Genomic DNA, 21,523 nt, shown 5'->3' on the forward strand with positions numbered 1-21,523 from the left:
ATTCCCCTACAAGAACAATGAAGAAATGAGGAGTGAACGTGTCGATTTTGCCTCAAAAAAATGAACTGGGATTCTACGAGATCCGTCTCGAATCCATCGGAGGACTAGGTGCCAATCTGGCCGGAAAAATGCTGGCCGAAGCCGGAGTGACCGGCTCGGGACTGAACGGTTCCAACTTCTCCAGCTACGGTTCGGAGAAAAAAGGTTCGCCGGTCAAAAGCTTCGTAAGGTTCTGTGATCTTCAGGTAGAGATCCGCGATCACAGCCCCATTGAGCAGCCGCATGTAGTCGGCGTATTTCATGAAGCGTTATATAAGACAGTTGAGGTCGTAAGCGGATTGCGGCCTGATGGGACGGTGCTGGTGAATACAGCACGGAATCTATCCGAGGTGGCTGCCGATTTGAAGATGACGCAGGGAACGCTGGCCGCGATTGATGCGCTGAAAATCGCCGTCGAGGAGAAAACCAAAGTCAATACGGCGATGCTCGGCGCCTTGTTCCGGATTTGCAGCTTCCTGAATCCGGACGATATGCGGCAGGTCATCCGCAAAACGTTTGAGAAAAAGCTGCCCCATCTCGTTGAGTCCAATTTGCGGACCTTTGACCGGGGGTATAACGAAGTCGAGTTTCTTGTCTTAGGAAATAACGCGGAGCTTACGGACGCGGCGTCTTTCTCCAGACCGCAGCCGGTCCTCGGCTTTGAAACGCAGGAGCCGGGCGGAATCCTTAAAGTTACGGCAAACAGCGTACTGAAGGATCTTAGCGGCTCCCGGCAGGGCTATTTGCCGGAATACAAGCTGGAGGACTGCATTCACTGCGCTGCCTGCGATACGGTATGCCCGGATTTCTGTATCGTCTGGGAACAGAAGCCGGATAAACGCGGCAACCTGCAGATGTTCATGAAAGGCATCGATTATCAGTATTGCAAAGGCTGCCTGAAATGTGTGCAGGCTTGTCCGACAACGGCTTTGGCCGCGATGCTGGAAGAGCCGCATTATGCCGAGCAGCACCGCGTGCCGCAATCATTTCCTTATTTCATAGCGGAAGGAGTCCGGTCATGAGCGTACAAACTAAAGAAATGACGGAGCAAAAGGTACCGGCCGCCCAAACGGCCGTCTTTGAATCGGGCAACGAAATGGCGGCCATGGCCGCCGCCCAGATCAACTATCACATTATGGGGTATTTTCCGATTACGCCGTCCACGGAAATTGCCCAATATCTCGACATGATGCGTACGCGCGGCGAGCACGACATCAAGCTGATTCCGGCTGACGGGGAACATGGCTCGGCGGGAATCTGCTACGGCGCAGCAGCAGCCGGAGCGCGGGTCTTCAACGCCACCAGCGCAAACGGCTTCCTTTATATGATCGAGCAGCTTCCCGTGCAGGCGGGCACCCGATTCCCTATGGTCATGAACCTGGTGACACGGGCCGTCAGCGGACCGCTGGACATCCGCGGCGACCATTCCGATCTCTATTACGGCCTGAACACCGGCTGGGTAATTCTAACGGCTCGTTCGCCGCAGGCCGTGTATGACCTGAACATTATGGCGCTGCGCATTGCCGAGCATGAAGATGTACGCCTGCCGGTCATCGTCGCTTATGACGGCTTCTTCACCTCGCACCAGAAACGCAGGGTGCAAATCTTTGCTGACCGGGACACGGTCCGGCAGTTCGTAGGGGAACAGCCAACGGAATTCCCGCATGTGCTGGACGAGAACAAACCGATCGTCGTCGGCGCTTATATGAACGGCGAAGACTTGATGAACAACCACTATCAGCAGTCAGGTGCGATCTATCGTGCGGGCGAGGTCTTCAAGGAAGTGGCGGAGGAATACGCGGCTCTATCCGGCAGATCCTATTCGCCGCTGGATCTGTACCGTATGGAGGATGCGGAGGTGGCTTTGTTCCTGCTCAATTCGGCGGCTGAATCCTCCAAAGACGTCGTAGACCGGCTGCGGGCGAAAGGGATCAAAGCGGGCGTGATCAGCCCGAATATCATCCGGCCGTTCCCCGCGAAGGAAATCCGCGAGGCGTTGACGGGCGTCAAAGCAGTGCTGGTTGGTGAACGCGCCGATTCTTACGGCGCTAACGGGGCCAATTTGACGCATGAGGTCAAAGCGGCCCTGCAGGAAATCCGCGGACCGCAGCCTCAACCGATTGTACTTTCCCGCATCTTTGGCCTTGGCGGGAAAGATTATTACGCGGATGACGCGGAAGCCTTTTTCGCCCTGACGCTGGAGGCGATGGAGCTGGGTTATGCTAAGGTGCCGTTTGACTATTACGGCCAAACGCCAGGCCTTGAAGCTCAGAAGCTGCAGCCGGTCCTTGCGCCAATGAACGGGGACAGCTTTAAATCGGGCCTGATCACCGTCAAGGTGGATGAGGCGACAAACAAGCTGTCCGTGAAAGTGCCGCCGATGCGGGCGCTTGCCGCCAAACCGAAACGATTCGCTTCCGGCCATGGAGCCTGTCCGGGCTGCGGGATTTTCCCGGGACTGGAGCTCTTTTTCAAAGGGATTGAAGGCAATGTCGTCACTTTATTCCATACCGGCTGCGCTTATATCACCATAACGGGTTATCCGTACAACTCACATAAGCAGAGCTTCATTCATAATTTATTTCAAAACGGTCCGGCTACTTTGTCCGGCACGGTAGAGGCGTTCCTCGAGAAGAAACGGCGCGGGGAAATCGAAGTACCCGAGGACTTCACTTTTGTGATGGTGACCGGCGACGGCGGCATGGACATCGGAATGGGTTCGGCCATCGGAACGGCGCTGCGGGGCCATAATCTGATCATCCTGGAATATGACAATGAAGGCTACATGAACACCGGCGCTCAGCTTTCGTATTCCACGCCTTTAGGCCACATGACCAGCACGTCCGGCGTCGGCAAACAGCAGCAGGGCAAACCGTTCCATCACAAAGATACGGTGCAGATGATGGCGGCGGCGCATATTCCGTACGTATTTACAGGCACAGAAGCCTTCCCGCAGGATCTGGTGAAGAAGGCGGCCAAAGCGCAGTGGTACGCCCAACATGTAGGCACTGTCTACGGCAAGCTGCTGATTACGTGCCCGCTGAACTGGAAGTCTGACGACAAAGAAGGGGAAAATATCGTCCGCGCAGCCGTGAATTCCTGCTTCTTCCCGCTGTATGAAGTCGAGCAGGGCCAAACGAACATCACGTATAATCCGGAGGAAAAAAACAAACGGGTACCGCTCAGCGACTGGTTAAAATATATGGGGAAATCCAGACACCTGCTCAAGGAAGAGAACAAAGCGATGCTTGGTGAATTTGAACGTGAAGTCGAGCGGCGCTGGTCGATCCTGAAAGCGAAACACGAGAATCCGCTGCTTTAGGTTGAGGCGGGGGATATGGCATTTCTAACGTTTCTAACGGGAGTACGACATTCTTGATCCTTTAATGATAAGAGGATATAGAAGCATTGGCGGAATTGGCTTATAATAGAGGAAATTAAAAAGAGGTATAACTGGAAGCGATAATACGGAATAGGACTATGCCTGTAACTTTCAGGATAAAAATTTCATATGTGCAAACACATTAAGCCAGCCTATTTAAGGAGGACAAGAATGGATAAGTTAGGTTTGTATACGAAATTTACGGCGGTTGAAGCGCAAAGGGAAACTCTCCTGGAAATGTTGCTTGAAGCGGCTCACGCCATGCAGTCCATTGAAGGTTGTGATTTGTATGTGGTCAATCTTCCTGAAAATGATCCTAATAGCATTTGGGTAACCGAAATTTGGAATGATCCATCCGCTCACGAAGCTTCATTAACTTTAGAATCTGCTAAAGAGCTAATTAGGAAAGCTAGGCCTCTAATTTCCGGAATCGAACAAATAAAACTCCGGCCGCAGGGCGGAAAAGGTGTCTAAAACCCGGTGGTTATTTTATAAAAGGCAGGAAATATAAAAGAAATGTTGAACCCCACTTAACGGTGGGGTTTTGATTTTTTTGCTTTACTATTTTCGACTCGGATAACCTCGACCTCTCATATAAATCTATTAATTGTATCAATAGGACAACAACATTTGTTGCGTCCCGCAAGCGAAAGGAAGGATAACGATAAAGATGATGGCACAAAAAGAAATACTGTTCCTTGTGCAATCACAACTTGCAATTGACCTGAATTGCGATCGATGACCTAAACACTGAGAAGGACAGCATTATTTTTGTTGAAGCTAAAGAAAATCCTGGACGAAGGCCATTCCGAGGAAGGAACGTTTTTTTGAAATAGTGTCAATGGGGAAATCCATTGTAGTGTCTGCCACACCCGAACGGTTGGCGATCGCTAAAGCTCAGATGCAGGGCAAAGACAGGGATACCGTATTCTCCTTGCCTTTTATCAGAGGTCTTTACTTGCATTTTCTACCTGATGTAAAAAGAATACAGCCCGTGACACCGCCGAATGGTTTTTCATTTGAAATGATCAAGCGAGAAGAATTGGTTCGTTTATTAAGGGACGCTGGAGTATCTGATTGGAGTGAGTAAGTCCTACAGAACGCGAAGGAACTTATTTCAAGTCCGGTCAACTCGATCGTTAAAGTGAATGGTATAGAGAATAGGTATTACTACCCGATCGACTGGGAGATTCAGCTTATTAATCAGTTGAAGGTGGGAAACTTTAAAGTGGTCCGTCAGATTATGGAAGAAACTGATCTGGATGTTCAACAATCTAGACAAGAGTTTGAAATGATTCAGCAATCGACTGATGCAGCATGGGCGTGGAACTATCTCAAGGCATTTTCACAATTGATATGCAGCCGTCTCGAGTATTTCAACCTGGAGTCTACAAAGGGGACGGGTATCGAAATTCTGGAATATGTCGAGCAAAACTATTGCGATTCTAATCTTTCATTACAACAAATTGCTGGTTTACACGGTCTCTCAGTATCCGCGATATCCAAAATATTCAAAGCCACTGTCAAAGTTAATTTTAGTGATTATCTTCAGTTATTAAGAGTACATCGAGCTAAAGAATATTTTGATGCAAATGAAATCGATGTGGCGGAAGTCGCCAAAAAGGTTGGTTATGAAAATGAAATCACATTCAAGCGCGCCTTTCAAAAGTCGGAATCCCTTACTCCCCGGAAGTACATTCAGCAAATCAGTGTGAAACAGAATGACATTCAACCTGAAGGTATCAACTCGTGACGGAGACATCAGCTTGTCTTCGCAATGTCAAGCTTATTTAGGATATTTGGCGGATCAACTCAACGATCAACTCCCTCAGAGCCCTCCACTGAAGAGATCCTTACTGAAGCGATATAACATTAATAATGGTACTGTTCGTTTATTGGGTGGTTATGAAGGTTTTGTTTATGAATATCAGAAAAATGTTGATATTTCTTAAAGCTGATATTTTACCTGATCTTTTTAAATAATCGATCTGATTAATGTGCAGCTTAATCAACCGCAATATTGTATTCATAAACCGTAAAAATGACGTAGATAACCTGAAAATACAGTAATATCATTGTATATGGAACTACCATACATTTGACTAAATAACAGAAAGGTAGCGATGCTTTGAAGCTGAGTCATTTTTACAAAGATGAGACCGGTGTGACGCTGGTTGGTGATGCTGGGCTTCTGCATATTGCATTATCCGCCCCTGGAATTGCGAGAATTCGTTACACCCTGGATTCGCATTTTAGCGACAAGGAAAGTCTTATGATCGAGCAGAGTCGGCCAATAAACAAGGTTCAGTGGACACTTTTGGATCAGACGGAGCATTTGGAGCTTTCCACCGATTTATTCGTAATCCGAATAAACAAAGCTACCTGTGCGTTCAGTTACCGGGATAAACAGGGGAGGCTGCTGACGCAAGAACCGAAAAGAGGCGGCAAGACACTGGAGCGCACCGACGTTTACCGTACGGCTTTTGATACTTCGGGCGGCTTGGAGAGTAATCGCGGCGCGGATGGTCTGAAGGTCCGGGCGGAGGGGATAAACCGCTATTTAGACAGGCAGGCCTACCACACCAAGCTGGAGTTCGAGTGGCAGCCGGATGAAGCGCTGTACGGGCTTGGTTCTCATGAAGAAGGCATGCTGAATCTCCGGGGCAAACACCAATTTTTATATCAGCAAAATATGAAAGCGGTTGTTCCAGTCTTTCTCTCCACGAAGGGTTATGGCATTTTGATGGATTCTTACTCCTTGATGAGTTTTCATGATGATGCCTTCGGCTCCTACTTATGGACCGATGTGGACGATGAGATGGACTATTATTTCATTTACGGACCGGAGTTCGATCAGATTGTAGAAGGGGTTCGTTATTTAACTGGCGGGGCACCTATGCTGCCGAGATGGTCATACGGTTACGTGCAATCGAAAGAGCGTTACGTTTCCCAGGAAGAGCTGATAGCAACCGTACAGGAATACCGCGCGCGTGAGCTTCCTCTTGACTGTATTGTGCTGGATTGGCAGTCCTGGACGGGCGATCTCTGGGGCCAAAAGTCGCTGGATCCCCAGCGGTTTCCCTCTCCGGCGGAAATGATGCAAAAGCTCCATGAGCTTGATGCCAAACTAATGGTATCCATCTGGCCGATCATGAAGGATGGCGGTGATAACCACCGGGAAATGAAGGAAAGGGGTTACCTGCTCGGCAATCAAGCTACCTATGATGCTTTTCAGGAAGAGGCGCGCCGGCTGTATTGGCAGCAAACCCATGACGGCCTGTTTATTCATGGGATAGATGCATGGTGGTGTGATTGTTCCGAGCCTTTTGAGGCGGACTGGAAGGGAGCCGTCAAACCGGAACCGGAGCAGCGGATGCTGATCAACTCGGAAGAAGCCAAACTCTACCTGGACCCCGAATATATCAACGCTTACTCCCTGCTGCATGCCAAAGGCATCTATGAAGGACAACGGTCCGTAACCACCCGGAAACGGGTTGTGAACTTGACCCGGTCGGCTTATGCCGGGCAGCATCGGTACGGCACAATAACATGGTCGGGGGATATTTCCGCGAACTGGGAGACGTTCAGAAAGCAGATTGCGGAGGGATTGTCCTTTTGTGCAACCGGTTCACCCTATTGGACCCTGGATATTGGAGCCTTCTTTGTGCACAACAAACCGGAGCTATGGTTCTGGAAGGGCGATTATAACGGCGGAGCAGCCGATCTGGGCTACCGTGAGCTTTATATCCGCTGGTTCCAATACGGCGTTTTTCTTCCGATGTTCCGTTCCCATGGAACGGATACCCCAAGGGAGATTTGGCAATTCGGGGAGCCTGGCGAGCCCATGTACGACACCCTGGTAAAATATTTAAAACTCCGGTATAGACTGATGCCTTATATTTATTCGCTTGCAGGAGCGGTGGTCCAGCAGAATTACACCATGCTCCGGGCGCTTGCCTTTGATTTCCGCGAAGATGTAAGCGCACACAATATCGACGACGAGTTTATGTTTGGGCCGGCCTTCCTTGTTGCGCCCGTTACCCAAGCTATGTATTACGGTCCTGACTCCAAGGTTCTTGAAGGCACCCGGAAATCACGCAGCGTCTATCTTCCTGGCGGCAGCTGGTTCGATTACTGGACCGACGAATGTCTGGAGGGAGGGCGAAGGGTGGAAGCCAAAGCGGATTTGCAGACCCTTCCTTTATTTGTCCGAGCAGGCTCGATTGTTCCGCTTGGACCGGACATTCAGTATGCGGATGAACGGCCGGCCTCTAATGCCGTCACTCGGCTGAAAGTGTACCCGGGCACAGATGCCGTTTTTACGCTATATGACGATGAGGGAGATAATTACGATTACGAAAACGGAGCTTTTATGCAAATTGAACTGAGTTGGTCTGAAAAGGATCGGACGCTGACGATAGGGGACCGGATTGGCCGCTATGACGGGATGCCGGAAACCTTGCAGTTTGTTGTAGAGATCGCCGGCCGGCCCGGAGCTTGTCATGTCTCGTACCAAGGCAGCTCGCTCCTTGTCCGAGAAGGCGATCTGAATGAAAACGTTATCCTGTAGAAGAAGCAATAAACAAGAAGGAATGTAATCTGAATAAATGCCTATATTTGTAGACGAGGGAGTGTCCTGCATGAAAAAACAAGGATTCAATCCGTACCTGCCATCCTGGGAATACGTCCCGGACGGCGAACCTTACGTGTTTAATGGCAGAGTTTATGTGTACGGCTCGCATGACCGCTTTAACGGACATGTCTTCTGTCTAAACGACTACGTCTGCTGGTCGGCGCCGGCGGACGATCTCGGAGATTGGAGATATGAAGGGGTAATCTACCGGAAAACGGATGACCCGCTTAATCCGGACGGCAGTATGTGTCTTTATGCACCGGACGTTACGGAAGGTCCTGACGGAAGGTATTATCTTTTTTATGTGCTGGATAAGGTGCCCGTTGTGTCTGTCGCTGTCTGCGATACCCCTGCCGGAAAATATGAATTCTACGGTTACGTTAAATACGCCGACGGGACCCGTCTTGGAGAAAGAGAAGGCGATGAGCCCCAATTCGATCCGGGCGTGCTGACTGAAGGGCAGTACACTTATCTTTATACCGGCTTCTGTGCAGCTGGAGATCAATCGAGACATGGCGCGATGGCGACGGTGCTCGGACCCGACATGCTGACGATTGTTGAAGAGCCTGTATTCGTTGCACCGAGTCAGCCCTACAGCGCAGGCAGCGGATTTGAGGGACATGAATTTTTTGAAGCCCCTTCTATCCGGAAAAGGGGAGATACCTACTATTTGGTTTATTCCTCTATCGTCATGCATGAATTATGTTATGCCACCAGCAAGTCTCCCACCCAAGGTTTTGAATATCAGGGCGTTATCGTAAGCAACTGTGATCTTCATATCGACGCCTATAAACCGGCTGACAAGCCGATGTATTACGGCGGCAATAATCATGGCAGCATCGTTGAAATTAACGGAGCCTGGTATATCTTTTACCATAGGCATACCAACGGAGATGCTTTCAACCGGCAGGGGTGCATAGAACGAATTAGCTTTGAAGACGACGGGACGATCCCTCAGGTTGAAATGACCTCCTGCGGACCGAATGGGGGAGCTCTTGAGGGACGCGGGGAGTACCCCGCCTACCTTGCTTGCAACCTCTTCACTAAAGACGAACATCTGTATACCGGCGGATTCGGTGAAATCGGGGCCTGGCTGGACAGCCGCTTTCCGAAGATTACCCAGGATGGCAGGGATGGAGACGAGGAAACCGGCTACATTGCGAATATGACGGATTCGGCTACGGCCGGCTTTAAATATTTCAACTGCCAGGGAATAAGTAAGGTCAGGATCAAGGTACGGGGGTATTGCAGCGGAGCCTTCGAGGTCAGAACGAAGTGGGACGGGGCTGCCTTGGGAACGATTCCGGTTCATTTCACCAATGTTTGGAAGGAATATTCGGCAGACATTTCCGTGCCGGACGGCACGCAGGCCTTGTATTTCACTTATAAGGGTGCGGGAAGCGCAAGCTTGGCCTCTTTTACATTGGAATAAAAAAGCTGGTGTGGCATCTGCATGAAGATGAAGCAGCTCCGGAGCACTCTGGAGCTGCTTTTTTATGTAGAAGCCCTTTCAGCAGGACAAGCCTATCTTAAATTTTGATAACGCTTTCTTAAGAATGTGGCCTTACTTCGTCTGCCTCCTCCGAGATAGACTAGAATTAAAAGGAGGAGCGCTTATGGAGATAAATACACAATATTCAACCCTCCCCGCTTCCAAAGCGGGAAAACGTACTTCTTTATGGAAGCGTTTCAAAAAACAAAAGGTACTGCATCTATTTGTCGGACTCGGCATGATTTTTCTGCTGATTTTCTCCTACACGCCGATGTTCGGTATCCTGATGGCTTTTAAAGATTACACCATTTCGGATGGAATTAAGGGAATTTTCACAAGCGAATGGGTCGGATTCAAATATTTCGATGAATTTATTCATGATTATCAGTTCGGCAATATTGTCCGCAATACGCTGGTTTTAAGCTTCTTAAAGGTGATTTTTGCTTTTCCGGCCCCAATCCTTCTTGCCATCATGCTGAACGAAGTGAAAAACAGGGGGTTCAAACGTTTCGTCCAGACAATCAGCTACCTGCCTCATTTTATTTCATGGGTGGTTGTGGTGGGCGTCTCTTACGCTTTCCTGTCAGCGGATGTAGGCATGATCAACAGAGCTTTGATGGAATTGGGCCTAATCGACAAGCCGCTAAATGTATTAACGAGCCCCAACTACTTCTGGGGATTTGCAGTGGGCAGCGCCATCTGGAAGGAGATGGGCTGGTGGACCATCATTTTCCTGGCGGCCATTACGGGGATCAACCCGTCGCTTTATGAGGCTGCCGAGATGGATGGCGCGGGGAGACTGGCAAGAATCCGCCATATCACTTTTCCGGGAATGAAAGGGACAATAGTGGTTGTCCTCGTTCTGACGATCGGCAGCATCCTTGGCGGAGGACTGGTCGGTTCCAATTTTGAGCAGGCTTATTTGTTTGGCAACAGCATCAACAACCCCACATCAGAGATTGTTCAAACCTATGCTTTTAAAGTCGGTTTAAGCGACGGACGTTTCTCTTATGCGGCGGCTATCGATTTAATTCAGTCCGTGATTTCCGTAATACTGATATTTTCCAGCAATTACATCGCCAAACGGGTGTCCGGTTCAAGCTTATTCTAGAAGGGAGGCGCAGACATGCTAAAAACTCAGAAACAAAAAGACATTCTTTTCGACAGTTTCATTTATGTGGCCTTGTTTATCATCATGCTAACTATGTTGTACCCGTTCTATTATGTTCTGATCGCCTCTTTCAACAAAGGAACTGATACTCTGCTGGGAGGCGTTTACCTTTGGCCGAGAAATGTAACCTTAGAGAACTATAAAATTTTCCTCGCAGATACGAAGTGGCTAAGCGCTTTTATCGTAACAGTTGCACGAACCGTATTGGGAACCCTGTTAGGTCTTCTGTTAACCAGTCTGGTCGCTTACGCACTTTCGCACCGGGACCTTTTGTTCAGCAAAACGTATTTTACAATCATCATTTTTGCTATGTATTTTTCCGGCGGCCTGATTCCTTATTACGTAGTTCTACGTTCGATCGGTCTGCTGAATTCGTTTGCCGTTTATATTGTTCCGAGTATGCTCAACACCTTTTTTCTGCTGATTGCCATTTCCTTTTTCAGAGAAATACCGGGTGAACTTAAAGAATCCGCCCACATGGACGGGGCAGGTGAACTTGTCATCTTTTTCAAAATTATACTGCCTGTTTCAACGCCGGTGCTGGCCACGATGGCCCTGTTTATGGGCGTAGGACAATGGAACTCCTGGCTGGATTCCGCTTATTTCGTACAGTCCGACAGCCTTCGCACCCTTACTTTCCGCATGATGGAAGTGATCAACCAGAGCAATGCGCCCATGGATTCCCTAGCTGTTGCCAATCGGCCTACTTCGGGAGTCACAAGTTTTTCGCTCCAGGTTACCTCGATGGTGGTTTCCATTGTGCCGATTATTTGTGTGTACCCTTTCCTGCAGAAGTATTTTGTGCACGGCATCATGCTAGGCTCCGTTAAGGGCTAAGCCCAAAGATACTACTGAACCTTGCCGGCTTATGGTATTTTAAAGAGAACTATGCGGCGCAGGGGGTCTCAAACCATGAGCATCGTCAGGAAGATCATTTTGGGGTACGTAATTTTAATTTTTATACCGGTCGTTACGTTCGGCTATTATTACTACGTGCAAATCTATGGAAATCTTACCCAGCAGCTGGTTGAAAGCCGGCAAAAAATCCTGGAGCAAGCCTACTCCAACATGAAAGCGGATCTTGTCCGGATCAGTTCGATTCAGCGTTACTTGCAATATAACCCCTATGTAACGGATTATTTGGGAGGGCTTTATACTTCGGATTCGGAAAGCATTTATGCTTACAACCGTTATATTAGTCCGATTATCTCTCATTCGCTGTTTAACAATACTGAGGTTGAGTCGTTTAAAATCTATAAAACGAAACAGCAGACTTTGCCGATCACCGACCGCTTTCTGGATATTTCAACACTTTCTCCGAATATAAAAAAGATCGCGAATGGGCTGAAGCCCGGCCAGGGTATCTGGATGATGACCGATTACGGGACGTCTCCGCCGCCGCTTGTGTTCTACCAGAATCTTTATAACCCGGACTTTACCGAAATAATTGGTCTTCTTGAACTCCGGATCAACAGTGATCTGATAAGCAGATTTTACAAGGCTACAGGGAGCGGGGATAACTGGAACGCCCTTCTGCTGCCGAAGAAGCAAGGCGTGGAGAGAGCTATTCAAGAGTCCGGTCTCCAAGTGGATGAACTTACCAGGAAACAGCTGAGCAATGAAGAGGGGAAATCCTATTTCATTAACCGTAACACCATTGTGAACCAGCTGGATGTAGATGAGCTTGGCGCACGGATTGTCGTTATCGGCAGCGTGGATGAAGTATTCCATACGGTTAAACGAAAAGGAATCATTATGATTACCATGATCGTGATCCTGCTGCTCTCGATGTCCTATGCTTATTATGTTTTTGCCTCAACATTGGCTAAACGGCTTCTCCGGCTGGCCCGGCATATGCGCAACTTGAATGATAACAACATGAAGCAGTACATCAGCAAACATGATAAAGCGGGCCGGCAGGATGAAATCAGCTTTTTAACAAGCACTTATAATTCCATGATTCAACGCATGGACGAATTGATCAACAACGTACACCGTGCCGAGCTGAGGAATAAAGAAGCTGCTTATAAAGTGCTGCAGGCACAAATTAAACCACATTTTCTATATAACACATTAGAGACCATCCGAATGCTTGCCGAATCAAACAATGATAAAGAAGTGGCCGATATTTCTTATTGGTTCGGGAAGCTGATGCGCTACAGCTTGTCTTCCAAAGAGGATCAAACCGTTCTTGCCCGCGAAATTGAAACCGTAATTTTATACCTCAATATTCATAAGATGCGGCTGCAGGACAGGCTTTCCATTGAAATTGACATTCAGGTGGATGCGGAGCAGGTTCCATGCCCTCGTTTCATCCTCCAGCCTTTGGTCGAAAACAGTATCGTCCACGGGGCATCCTCGACCCTGCGGCCGGTTCAGATCAAACTGCAGGCAACCGAGAAGGCGGATGAGATCTACATCCATATATCAGACAGCGGAATGGGAATCCCTGAAGACAAACTGCAGGCTCTTCGGTCAAGGTTATCCGGCGCGAACGAATCTGTTCTTCCGATAGATGAGATGGAAGGGGGCGTAGGCCTGTACAACGTCAGCGAAAGAATCAAATCTTTTTATGGAGAGGGCTCCGACTTGATCCTGGATAGCGTTCAGGGCAGCGGGACTTGTCTTACCCTCGTTATCCCTAAAAAGCTGAAGAATCGCAGTGCCAGTTAAAAACTCCTTAAAAAATGACAACGCTTTCTTAAGGATGTTGGCTTACCTTACTCCTTCGCCGCAGATTAAACTTAAGACATAACCGAACCGACCGCATACAGATCCAGCAACCGATAGAACCGAAGCTTTGGTTTCTTGTAAGCGGTTTAACGATGGGGGTGCTCATCACTAACCTAATATTAAAGCGCTGCTTTAATATAAAAAACGATACAGGAGGGGCTATATGAAAAAGAATAAGGGGAAGAAGAAAACACTGCTTCTGTCGCTTAGCCTAGTTATGCTAACCGCTTTATTGTCTGCCTGCGGCAGCAGCAGCAATAACAACGCTGGCCAGAGTCCAGGAGCGGGGGCTGAAAGTAAGTCTCCGGCTGATAACGGGGGAGTCAAGGAACTTTCATTATTCATCGATGCCTCCTGGTACCCGGTCAAGGAATGGAAAGGGCCGGTTGCCGAGAAGATTACGGAAAAAAACGGGTGTGAAGCTTAAAGTAACCGTGGCTACAGATGATAAACAGCTTCCCTTAATGATTTCTTCCGGCGACCTGCCGGACCTGGTGTTCACCTATTCGAATATTGACCGCATGTCCGATTCCAAGCTGTCTTATCCCTGGAACGAACTGATTGAGAAATATGCGCCCGATTTTAAAATAGACGATACAAGAAAAGCGATCCATACGATGGATGACGGCAATTTCTATACCATCCGGAACTCGTTTGCCACGCAGGAAGAAATGGACAAAAATAAATACGCGATTGGCAGCGACGGGAATCCCGGTATAGCCGTAAGGGAAGATATCCTGAAAGAATTAGGCAATCCGCCGATTCAATCGGTTGAAGATTTCGTAAAGGTATTAGGCATGGTTAAAGAGAAATACCCGGATATGATTCCTCTGATCATGGATAAGGATTGGATCGAGCAATATTTTATGCAGCAGTTCGGTGTAGAAGCGCTCATCGACGGCTGGTATGAACGCGACGGAAAAATCGATTACGCTATTAGACAGCCTGAGATGCTGGATTTCTTCAAGTTTATGAACAGCCTTTACCGCAACGGGTATATTCTGGGCGAAAACTTTGCGTACACCAACGATCAGATCGACGATCAATATGCATTAAGCGGAAAAGCGTTTGCTCACAGCCATACTGTCGCTGTGGCAGATATGGATAACATTAAAGCCAAAAACGACGGAAAACCTTACACATTCAAAATGCTGCCGAGCGCCTTGTCGAAAGATGCCAAAATCGTCAGCACGGGTCTAGGCTTTGCGGGTACGTTTATTACTAAGAAAAATAAGGATCCTGAAGCTTCGATAAAATTCCTTCAATACCTGGCCAGCGATGAAGGCAAAAAACTAACCATGTTTGGTGTTGAAGGCGAGCATTGGACATGGAATGACAAGGGATATCCGGACTTGAAATACTCCCCATCCGATGCCGATTTCATCAACAACAACGGGATCAAGTGGTGGTATTTGTATAATGACGGAGTCATGGAAGGACTGCAGAATTATGTGCCGGGAACCCAGAAGACAGAGGCTTTAATGGAGAGAAAAGCTATAACCGTCTACAAACCGGAAATAGGTCTGATCCAAACGCAGCCTGATTCCGAGGAGAAGACAATTAAAACTAAGATTGACGAAATGATTAAAAATGAAAAAGTAAAAATATACTTGGCGAAATCAGAAGAAGAGGCTGTAGCCAATTATGAAACCATGATTAAAAATGCCGAGAAAATGGGACTCCAGCGTCTTGTAGATTGGGCAAACGGGGTTTATCAGAAGAAGAAAGAGCTGTTTGTTAAATAAATGAACAAGTTCGGTAGGGGCAGCGGCGTCCCTATCGAACTTTATTCATATACAGGCTATGGAGTTGAAGCCGTAGTTCAGCATAACGAAAGGCAGGGGAGCCGGGATGAAGGTATTGACAGTTGATGATGAGCCGCTAATCCTGAGCGGGTTGGTTAAAATTGTGCAGGAAGTCGCTCCCTTGGGGACCGAGGTTCGTAAAGCAACAAATGCTTATGATGCTCTTGACCTAATGAAGGACTATCTGCCCGATGTAACCATTACAGATCTGAATATGCCGGAAAAAAACGGCTTTGAGCTGATTGAAGAAATCAAACTCGGCGGTTGGTGCGACCGTTTCATTATCCTTACAGGTTATGATGAATTTGAATATGTGCGCAGAGCGCTTCGAGCAGGCGTGGTGGATTATCTGCTAAAGCCGATAGACAAAGGCGAAATTGCCGCTCTGCTTGGGCGGATAAGAGAAGAACTGCCAAACGAATCGGATACGGATTATTCCTGTCATGCCAAGCGGCTCTTGACTTATATCCAAATTCATTTCAGAAGAGATCTTTCACTCGACGACCTTGCCGAACAAATGAATCTCCATCCCAACTATATCAGCAGTTTATTTAAGAAAGAAACCGGACATACCTTCATCAATTATCTCAATATGTTACGGATCCAGGCTGCACAAGAGCTGCTGATGTCCAATAGCGAGCTTTCTGTCAGCGCTATTGGCCAACAGGTCGGATATGACAGCAAACATTATTTCTCCAAGGTATTCAAGAAATACACGGGCACTACCCCAGGGGCCTATCGGAATAATCAATGATAAAGTGAAAGGATGAGAGCCTGAAGTGGATATCTGGAAAGAATACCCTCTTGGCGATATGATCGCCCGCTATGTGATGGATAACCAAACCGGACAAATGGGGTTAATCCTGATCCCTTTGTCTCGGGTCTCTTCGGTCTGCGAGAAAAAATTCAAAGTGGATTCCTTGGTACAGCTGAAATGGATCGGGGATACTTACCCGGGAGGTTTCGCGCACGGCCACTCCATGCGAGGCAGCGGCACAGTGGACGCCTTGCAGTTTGAAGATCAATATCAAATTGAACAGGATGGCCAGCTTACCGTTGTCACTGTTTTTCAAAGCGGAGAGGGCGGAAGGATCGCTCATCACCTCGTATGGGACCCGGGATACAACGTGTTGGAATCGTTTACAACCGTTCGTAATGACGGCCAATCTGCCCTTACTGCCGAAATGATCTCCTCGTTCTCCCTGACTGGCTTGACGCCTTACGCCGAAGACGAAGCGCCGGAGACATTAATCCTTCACCGGATTCTCAGCTCCTGGTCCGCCGAAGGACGGCTGCTTTCCAGCCGTATTGAAGATTTGAATCTGGAGCCGGCATGGGCACCTCACGCAGTCAGAGGATTAAGGTTTGGACAAATCGGATCGATGCCGGTAAGAGATTATTTTCCTGCAGCGTTTGTGGAAGATACCCGGGCCGGGGTTATCTGGGGGGTTCAGCTGGCCCATCCCGCTTCCTGGCAAATAGAGCTTGGCAGACGGGATAACGCCCTTTTTCTTTCAGGGGGGCTTGCAGACCGGGAATTTGGACACTGGACAAAAACGATCCGCCCTGGAGAATTCTTTCAGACGCCCAGCGCTTACCTGACAGTAGCGGCAGATAATCTCGATAACACAGCAGCCCGCCTGACGGAAATTCACAAACGTTCTCTATTAGGGGGACCGGAGACTGAAAAAGACTTACCGATTATATTTAACGAATTTTGTACCACATGGGGTTCTCCCTCATCTGAAAATTTGTATGCTATCGCTGAACGGCTTAGAGGTAAAGGCATTCGTTACCTGGTCATCGACAGCGGCTGGTACAAAAGCGAAGGTACCAACTGGTTTAACGGCATGGGGGATTGGGAGGTCAGCAAGCGGGATTTTCCAGAAGGTTTGGGACCGACGCTCGAACATATCCGGCAATGCGGCATGATTCCAGGGATATGGTTTGAAATGGAGGTCTGCGGAACAGAATCTGCCGCGTTCCGGTTAACGGATCATCTGTTAAAGCGGGACGGCATTCCGATTACGGTCGGAGGCCGGCGTTTCTGGGATTTCCGCGATCCTTATGTCGTCAGCTATTTAAAGGAGAAGGTCATTGACTTCCTGAAGGACCATGGTTTTGGTTATTTAAAAGTCGATTATAACGATTCTCTGGGCATCGGCTGTGACGGGGCAGAATCACTCGGCGAAGGTCTGCGCGAGCAGATGGAGGCGGTACAGGACTTCTTCCGGTTAATCCGCAAGGAGGTTCCCGGAATCGTGATTGAAAATTGCGCGTCAGGCGGGCATCGGCTGGAGCCGTCCATGCTCGGGCTCACCAGTATGTCCTCCTTCTCGGACGCCCATGAATGCGAGGAAATTCCGATTATTGCCGCGAACATGCATCGTGTCATCCTGCCGAGACAAAACCAGATCTGGGCGGTGCTGCGGCAAACCGACTCCTTGCAGCGGCTGGCTTATTCGCTGTCCGGCACAATGCTCGGGAGGATGTGTTTATCCGGCGATATTCATGAACTCGATCAGGAGCAGTGGAGCCTTTTGGACAAAGCAATAGCGTTCTACAAAAAGGCGGTTCCCGTCATTAAAGAAGGAAAAAGCAGCAGGTTCGGGCCTGCAATCAGCAGCTACCGGCACCCCAAAGGCTGGCAGGGAATTATGCGTTCCTCAGCCGACGAGTCTGAAATTTTGATAGTGGTTCATACCTTTGAGCTCGAGGGTAAAGAGCGCGTAATTCTGCCTCTTCCACCCGTTTCAGGCACATACAAAACGGCAGATCTCTTTACGGACCAGGAGGTCGAAATGGTGCTCGATCGGGATCAAATCAGCATCAGCCTAGACCGGTCCTTTGCGGCAATTTCTATCTTACTGACTTTATAAAAAAGGGGTGAAATCATGGTGAACTTAAATTCAGGCCGGCGATTATGGTATCGTGATCCGGCAGCCGTTTGGAACGAGGCGCTCCCGATTGGTAACGGAAGGTTGGGAGCCATGATCTTTGGAAGAACAGCGGAGGAGAAGCTGTCGCTGAATGAGGACTCGGTATGGTATGGAGGCCCGCGTGACCGCAATAATGAAGATGCGCGGGTTCACTTGCCCCAGATACGCAAGCTGATTCTGGAAGGAAAACTGCGTGAAGCGGAAGAGCTTGCGGCAATGGCGATGGCTGGACTCCCCGAATCCCAGCGGCATTATCTGCCTTTAGGCGACCTGCTGCTGTCGTTCGCTAATCATGATTTGCCGGCGGAGGACTATATGAGGGAGCTTGATCTCGAAGAAGGGATATGCCGCATCCGGTATAGGATCGGGGATATCCGGTATACCAGAGAGATATTTGCAAGCTGCCCGGATCAGGCAATCGTGATGCGAATCACTGCAGATCACAAAAATGCGATTTCCTTGAAAGCCCGGTTCAACAGAAATAACTGGCGTTATCTGGAAAAAAACGAGAAATGGGAGCAAAGCGGGCTCGTTATGCGCGGAGAATGCGGCGGCAAAGGTGGAAGCACGTTTAGTGCTGTACTAAAAGCCGTTGCGGAAGCTGGACATTGCCGGACCGTGGGTGAATATCTGCTGGTGAATGATGCCGACTCGGTTACGCTGATGCTTGCCGCCGGGACGACTTTCCGGCACCCCGATCCGGAGCTGGAGGCCAAACGGAGGCTGGACACGCTCAGCCAAATCTCCTATTCCGATTTGCTGGAACGGCATACATCCGATTACCGGACTTTGTATGCAAGGGTAGAGCTGACCCTTCCGGAGAGGGCCGACTTAGATTTGCTTCCGACCGATGAGCGGCTTGCCAGGATACGTGAAGGGGAGGAAGACCACGGGTTAATCGCAACTTATTTTCAATATGGACGATACCTGCTCATCTCCTCCAGCAGGCCGGGTTCCTTGCCGGCAAATTTGCAGGGGATTTGGAATGACAGCTTCCTTCCGGCATGGGATAGTAAATATACCATTAACATTAATGCTCAAATGAATTACTGGCTTGCGGAAAATGGGAATTTGTCCGAATGCCATGAGCCTTTGTTTGATCTAATAGAACGCATGCGCGAGCCCGGACGGACAACGGCAAAGGTGATGTATGGCTGCAGGGGATTCACCGCCCATCATAATACCGATATCTGGGGGGATACAGCACCTCAGGATTCCTATCTTCCGGCTTCTTTCTGGCCGCTGGGCGCTGCGTGGCTTTGCCTGCATTTGTGGGAGCATTACCAGTATACACAGGACCGGCATTTCCTTGTCCGGACTTATGAGACGATGAAAGAGGCGGCCTTATTTCTGCTGGATTATTTAATTGAAGACGAAGAGGGCCGCCTTATTACCTGTCCGTCTGTTTCTCCTGAGAACAGCTATATGCTTGCTGACGGTGAAACCGGCGTATTATGCGCGGGAGCCTCCATGGATTTTCAGATTATCGAGGCCTTGTTTAAGGCCTGCATCCGGAGCTCGGAAATCATCGGGGGGGATGCGGCATTCCGCAGCGAACTGGAAGCAGCCTTAGAACGCCTTCCCCAGCCTAAAATTGGGCGTTACGGCCAAATTCAGGAATGGATGAACGATTACGAGGAGTTGGAGCCGGGGCACCGCCACATCTCGCATTTGTTTGGCCTTTACCCTGGAGAAAGCTTCAGCGTGGAACACACGCCTGAGCTGGCTAAAGCGGCCCGGATCACGTTGGAGCGCAGATTGTCGAACGGCGGCGGGCATACCGGATGGAGCCGGGCCTGGATTATCAATTTCTGGGCAAGGCTCCAGGACGGGACACAAGCTTACGAGAATGTCAAAGCGCTCTTGGCCCATTCAACACTGCCTAATCTGTTTGATAATCATCCGCCCTTCCAAATTGACGGCAATTTTGGCGGAACGGCGGGCATAACCGAAATGTTATTGCAAAGCCATGGCGGCATCCTCCGGCTGCTGCCGGCATTGCCTGAGGCGTGGAGTCAAGGATCCGTTAAAGGACTTAGAGCCCGGGGAGGTTTTACGCTTGATTTTGCGTGGGATTCCGGTCAAATATCTACAGCAGTCGTGAAGTGTACGGTTTCCGGACCTTGCCGGCTGGAAGCCCCCGGTTTACAGCCCGTAACCTTTGAAGGAACCGCAGGGCAATCCTATACCTTTACACGTCAAGCAGAGCAACAGCAGTCCTGACCCTGCAGCCTAACCGGTCATGAGCCCGTTCCCGTTTGTTTTAGCCGAATCTTACTTTCAGGTGTAGGACGTATGCTGAGCTTTGTATGCCGAAGGACTCATATTCATATAAACTTTGAACCATTTTGCAAAATAACTCACATTCTGGAAACCGCATTCCAGAGCTGCCTCGAGTACGTTATAAGACCCTGTGAGCAGCAGATGGGCAGCTTTGTTTACTCGGATGTAATTCAGATATTCCATGGGACGCATCCCGGTTTGAGTTTTGAAGAATTTACAGAAATGAGAGCGGCTTAGTGAGACTACCGAGGCCAGAGCATCCAAGTCCAGCTTTTCATGACAGTGCTCTTCCATATAATTCAAAACCAGCTTGATCTGCTGATGCATTTCCCGGCCTTGGTTTGTTTTTCCTTCGGCGCTTTTGACTACAAGTCCATGTTGAAAAAACTCAGCGAACAGCTGGAGCATAAGCCCTTTTACGCTTAATTCATAGGCCGGAAGGCGGCTTTCGTAACCATTCACCAGCTGCCTGAAATAGTCCAGGATTTGAGCGTTGGGACCGGTTGCGGACAAATAAGCGGGAAGCCGAATATCTCCCTGCTGAATCGGCCCCAGGAACTGCTCCTGAATTCGGTCGTGCTGAAGCGAAGACAGCCAGGACAGTTTAAAAACGATAGAATAATAGCACGTTTCCCGGCTATGATCCTTAATGCCCGAATGGTGTTCTCCCGGATGAACGATAACCGCATCTCCTGCTTGGGCGGAGAACTCGCGGCCTTCCACCTTAAAGATCGCCGTCCCTTTGGCCAAATAGATGATTTCCATTTCATTATGCCAGTGGAGCGGGAGGATGATCGATGTGTCGCTTTGATGTTTGACTTTGTAGATATCAAACGGGAAATCTCTCACTCCATGCTGCTTATTTTCACGGTAACGATGTTCGTACATGTCGGCCTCCGGCAATGAGTGATGGATGGTGTTTCTCGGTATGACAACTAGGTCGCCATGCCTCTTCTCATACAGGGATGATCATCGAAAAAAAAGCTTGCATATATGGGCTTCAGGGACAACTTTCTCCCCCTTAGGAAGAGGAGCGGTTCTTCTTT

17 protein-coding genes are annotated in these 21,523 nt (G+C 49.0%); 16 read left to right on the top strand and 1 reads right to left on the bottom strand.

Features of this window, described 5'->3' with window-relative positions; genetic code table 11:
* Positions 1-38: 38 nt before the first annotated feature.
* From AWM70_RS07810 to AWM70_RS07875, 16 genes are all read left to right on the top strand, one after another.
* Entirely contained in the window at positions 39-1,061 is a 1,023-nt protein-coding gene (locus AWM70_RS07810) for a 2-oxoacid:acceptor oxidoreductase family protein (RefSeq protein ID WP_068695237.1), read from the top strand.
* Complete coding sequence (locus AWM70_RS07815; RefSeq protein WP_068695239.1) at positions 1,058-3,361, top strand: thiamine pyrophosphate-dependent enzyme; 2,304 nt, start codon at positions 1,058-1,060, stop codon at positions 3,359-3,361. Before AWM70_RS07810 ends, AWM70_RS07815 begins: the two co-directional genes overlap by 4 nt.
* Positions 3,362-3,592: 231 nt before the next feature.
* A complete protein-coding gene (locus AWM70_RS07820) occupies positions 3,593-3,895 on the top strand; it encodes a putative quinol monooxygenase (RefSeq protein ID WP_068695241.1) in 303 nt (100 codons plus the stop codon).
* A 367-nt stretch (positions 3,896-4,262) separates the two neighbouring features.
* Positions 4,263-4,511: a hypothetical protein gene (locus AWM70_RS23785; protein WP_068695243.1), complete on the top strand. Its 249-nt coding sequence runs from the start codon at positions 4,263-4,265 to the stop codon at positions 4,509-4,511.
* Between the two features lie 54 nt (positions 4,512-4,565).
* Positions 4,566-5,174, top strand: a complete 609-nt coding sequence (locus AWM70_RS07830) for a helix-turn-helix domain-containing protein (RefSeq protein ID WP_068695245.1) — start codon at positions 4,566-4,568, stop codon at positions 5,172-5,174.
* Between the two features lie 411 nt (positions 5,175-5,585).
* Positions 5,586-7,991 (top strand): glycoside hydrolase family 31 protein, encoded by a 2,406-nt coding sequence (locus AWM70_RS07835; RefSeq protein WP_237167902.1) that lies wholly within the window; start codon positions 5,586-5,588, stop codon positions 7,989-7,991.
* 70 nt (positions 7,992-8,061) lie between these two features.
* Entirely contained in the window at positions 8,062-9,486 is a 1,425-nt protein-coding gene (locus AWM70_RS07840; protein ID WP_068695249.1) for a family 43 glycosylhydrolase, read from the top strand.
* A 184-nt stretch (positions 9,487-9,670) separates the two neighbouring features.
* Positions 9,671-10,657: an ABC transporter permease gene (locus tag AWM70_RS07845; protein ID WP_068695251.1), complete on the top strand. Its 987-nt coding sequence runs from the start codon at positions 9,671-9,673 to the stop codon at positions 10,655-10,657.
* A gap of 15 nt (positions 10,658-10,672) precedes the next feature.
* The gene (locus tag AWM70_RS07850) at positions 10,673-11,554 is read left to right on the top strand and encodes a carbohydrate ABC transporter permease (RefSeq protein WP_068695253.1); all 882 of its coding nucleotides are present in this window, start codon (positions 10,673-10,675) and stop codon (positions 11,552-11,554) included.
* A 75-nt stretch (positions 11,555-11,629) separates the two neighbouring features.
* Positions 11,630-13,390, top strand: a complete 1,761-nt coding sequence (locus AWM70_RS07855) for a sensor histidine kinase (RefSeq protein ID WP_068695255.1) — start codon at positions 11,630-11,632, stop codon at positions 13,388-13,390.
* Between the two features lie 223 nt (positions 13,391-13,613).
* Entirely contained in the window at positions 13,614-13,877 is a 264-nt protein-coding gene (locus tag AWM70_RS23790; protein WP_237167858.1) for a hypothetical protein, read from the top strand.
* 7 nt (positions 13,878-13,884) lie between these two features.
* A complete protein-coding gene (locus AWM70_RS07860; RefSeq protein WP_237167859.1) occupies positions 13,885-15,195 on the top strand; it encodes an extracellular solute-binding protein in 1,311 nt (436 codons plus the stop codon).
* Positions 15,196-15,321: a hypothetical protein gene (locus tag AWM70_RS24105; protein ID WP_257784541.1), complete on the top strand. Its 126-nt coding sequence runs from the start codon at positions 15,196-15,198 to the stop codon at positions 15,319-15,321.
* Positions 15,302-16,009, top strand: a complete 708-nt coding sequence (locus tag AWM70_RS07865; RefSeq protein WP_068695257.1) for a response regulator transcription factor — start codon at positions 15,302-15,304, stop codon at positions 16,007-16,009. Before AWM70_RS24105 ends, AWM70_RS07865 begins: the two co-directional genes overlap by 20 nt.
* A gap of 25 nt (positions 16,010-16,034) precedes the next feature.
* Positions 16,035-18,134: a glycoside hydrolase family 36 protein gene (locus AWM70_RS07870; RefSeq protein ID WP_083180167.1), complete on the top strand. Its 2,100-nt coding sequence runs from the start codon at positions 16,035-16,037 to the stop codon at positions 18,132-18,134.
* A 15-nt stretch (positions 18,135-18,149) separates the two neighbouring features.
* Entirely contained in the window at positions 18,150-20,417 is a 2,268-nt protein-coding gene (locus tag AWM70_RS07875) for a glycoside hydrolase family 95 protein (protein WP_068695259.1), read from the top strand.
* 57 nt (positions 20,418-20,474) lie between these two features.
* Here the strand turns inward: AWM70_RS07875 and AWM70_RS07880 are convergent, their stop codons facing one another.
* A complete protein-coding gene (locus tag AWM70_RS07880) occupies positions 20,475-21,365 on the bottom strand; it encodes an AraC family transcriptional regulator (protein ID WP_068695261.1) in 891 nt (296 codons plus the stop codon).
* Positions 21,366-21,523: the final 158 nt, after the last annotated feature.

The sequence above is a fragment of the Paenibacillus yonginensis genome (assembly GCF_001685395.1).
In the GTDB taxonomy this organism is placed as follows: domain Bacteria; phylum Bacillota; class Bacilli; order Paenibacillales; family Paenibacillaceae; genus Fontibacillus; species Fontibacillus yonginensis.

Bases quoted from the DNA above. Each gene is read 5' to 3' on its own strand.
- AWM70_RS07845 (WP_068695251.1), top strand. From the start codon at position 9,671: ATGGAGATAAATACACAATATTCAACCCTCCCCGCTTCCAAAGCGGGA.
- AWM70_RS07880 (WP_068695261.1), bottom strand. From the start codon at position 21,365: ATGTACGAACATCGTTACCGTGAAAATAAGCAGCATGGAGTGAGAGAT.
- AWM70_RS07875 (WP_068695259.1), top strand. From the start codon at position 18,150: ATGGTGAACTTAAATTCAGGCCGGCGATTATGGTATCGTGATCCGGCA.
- AWM70_RS23785 (WP_068695243.1), top strand. From the start codon at position 4,263: ATGGGGAAATCCATTGTAGTGTCTGCCACACCCGAACGGTTGGCGATC.
- AWM70_RS07840 (WP_068695249.1), top strand. From the start codon at position 8,062: ATGAAAAAACAAGGATTCAATCCGTACCTGCCATCCTGGGAATACGTC.
- AWM70_RS07820 (WP_068695241.1), top strand. From the start codon at position 3,593: ATGGATAAGTTAGGTTTGTATACGAAATTTACGGCGGTTGAAGCGCAA.
- AWM70_RS07815 (WP_068695239.1), top strand. From the start codon at position 1,058: ATGAGCGTACAAACTAAAGAAATGACGGAGCAAAAGGTACCGGCCGCC.
- AWM70_RS07855 (WP_068695255.1), top strand. From the start codon at position 11,630: ATGAGCATCGTCAGGAAGATCATTTTGGGGTACGTAATTTTAATTTTT.
- AWM70_RS24105 (WP_257784541.1), top strand. From the start codon at position 15,196: ATGAACAAGTTCGGTAGGGGCAGCGGCGTCCCTATCGAACTTTATTCA.
- AWM70_RS07865 (WP_068695257.1), top strand. From the start codon at position 15,302: ATGAAGGTATTGACAGTTGATGATGAGCCGCTAATCCTGAGCGGGTTG.
- AWM70_RS07850 (WP_068695253.1), top strand. From the start codon at position 10,673: ATGCTAAAAACTCAGAAACAAAAAGACATTCTTTTCGACAGTTTCATT.
- AWM70_RS23790 (WP_237167858.1), top strand. From the start codon at position 13,614: ATGAAAAAGAATAAGGGGAAGAAGAAAACACTGCTTCTGTCGCTTAGC.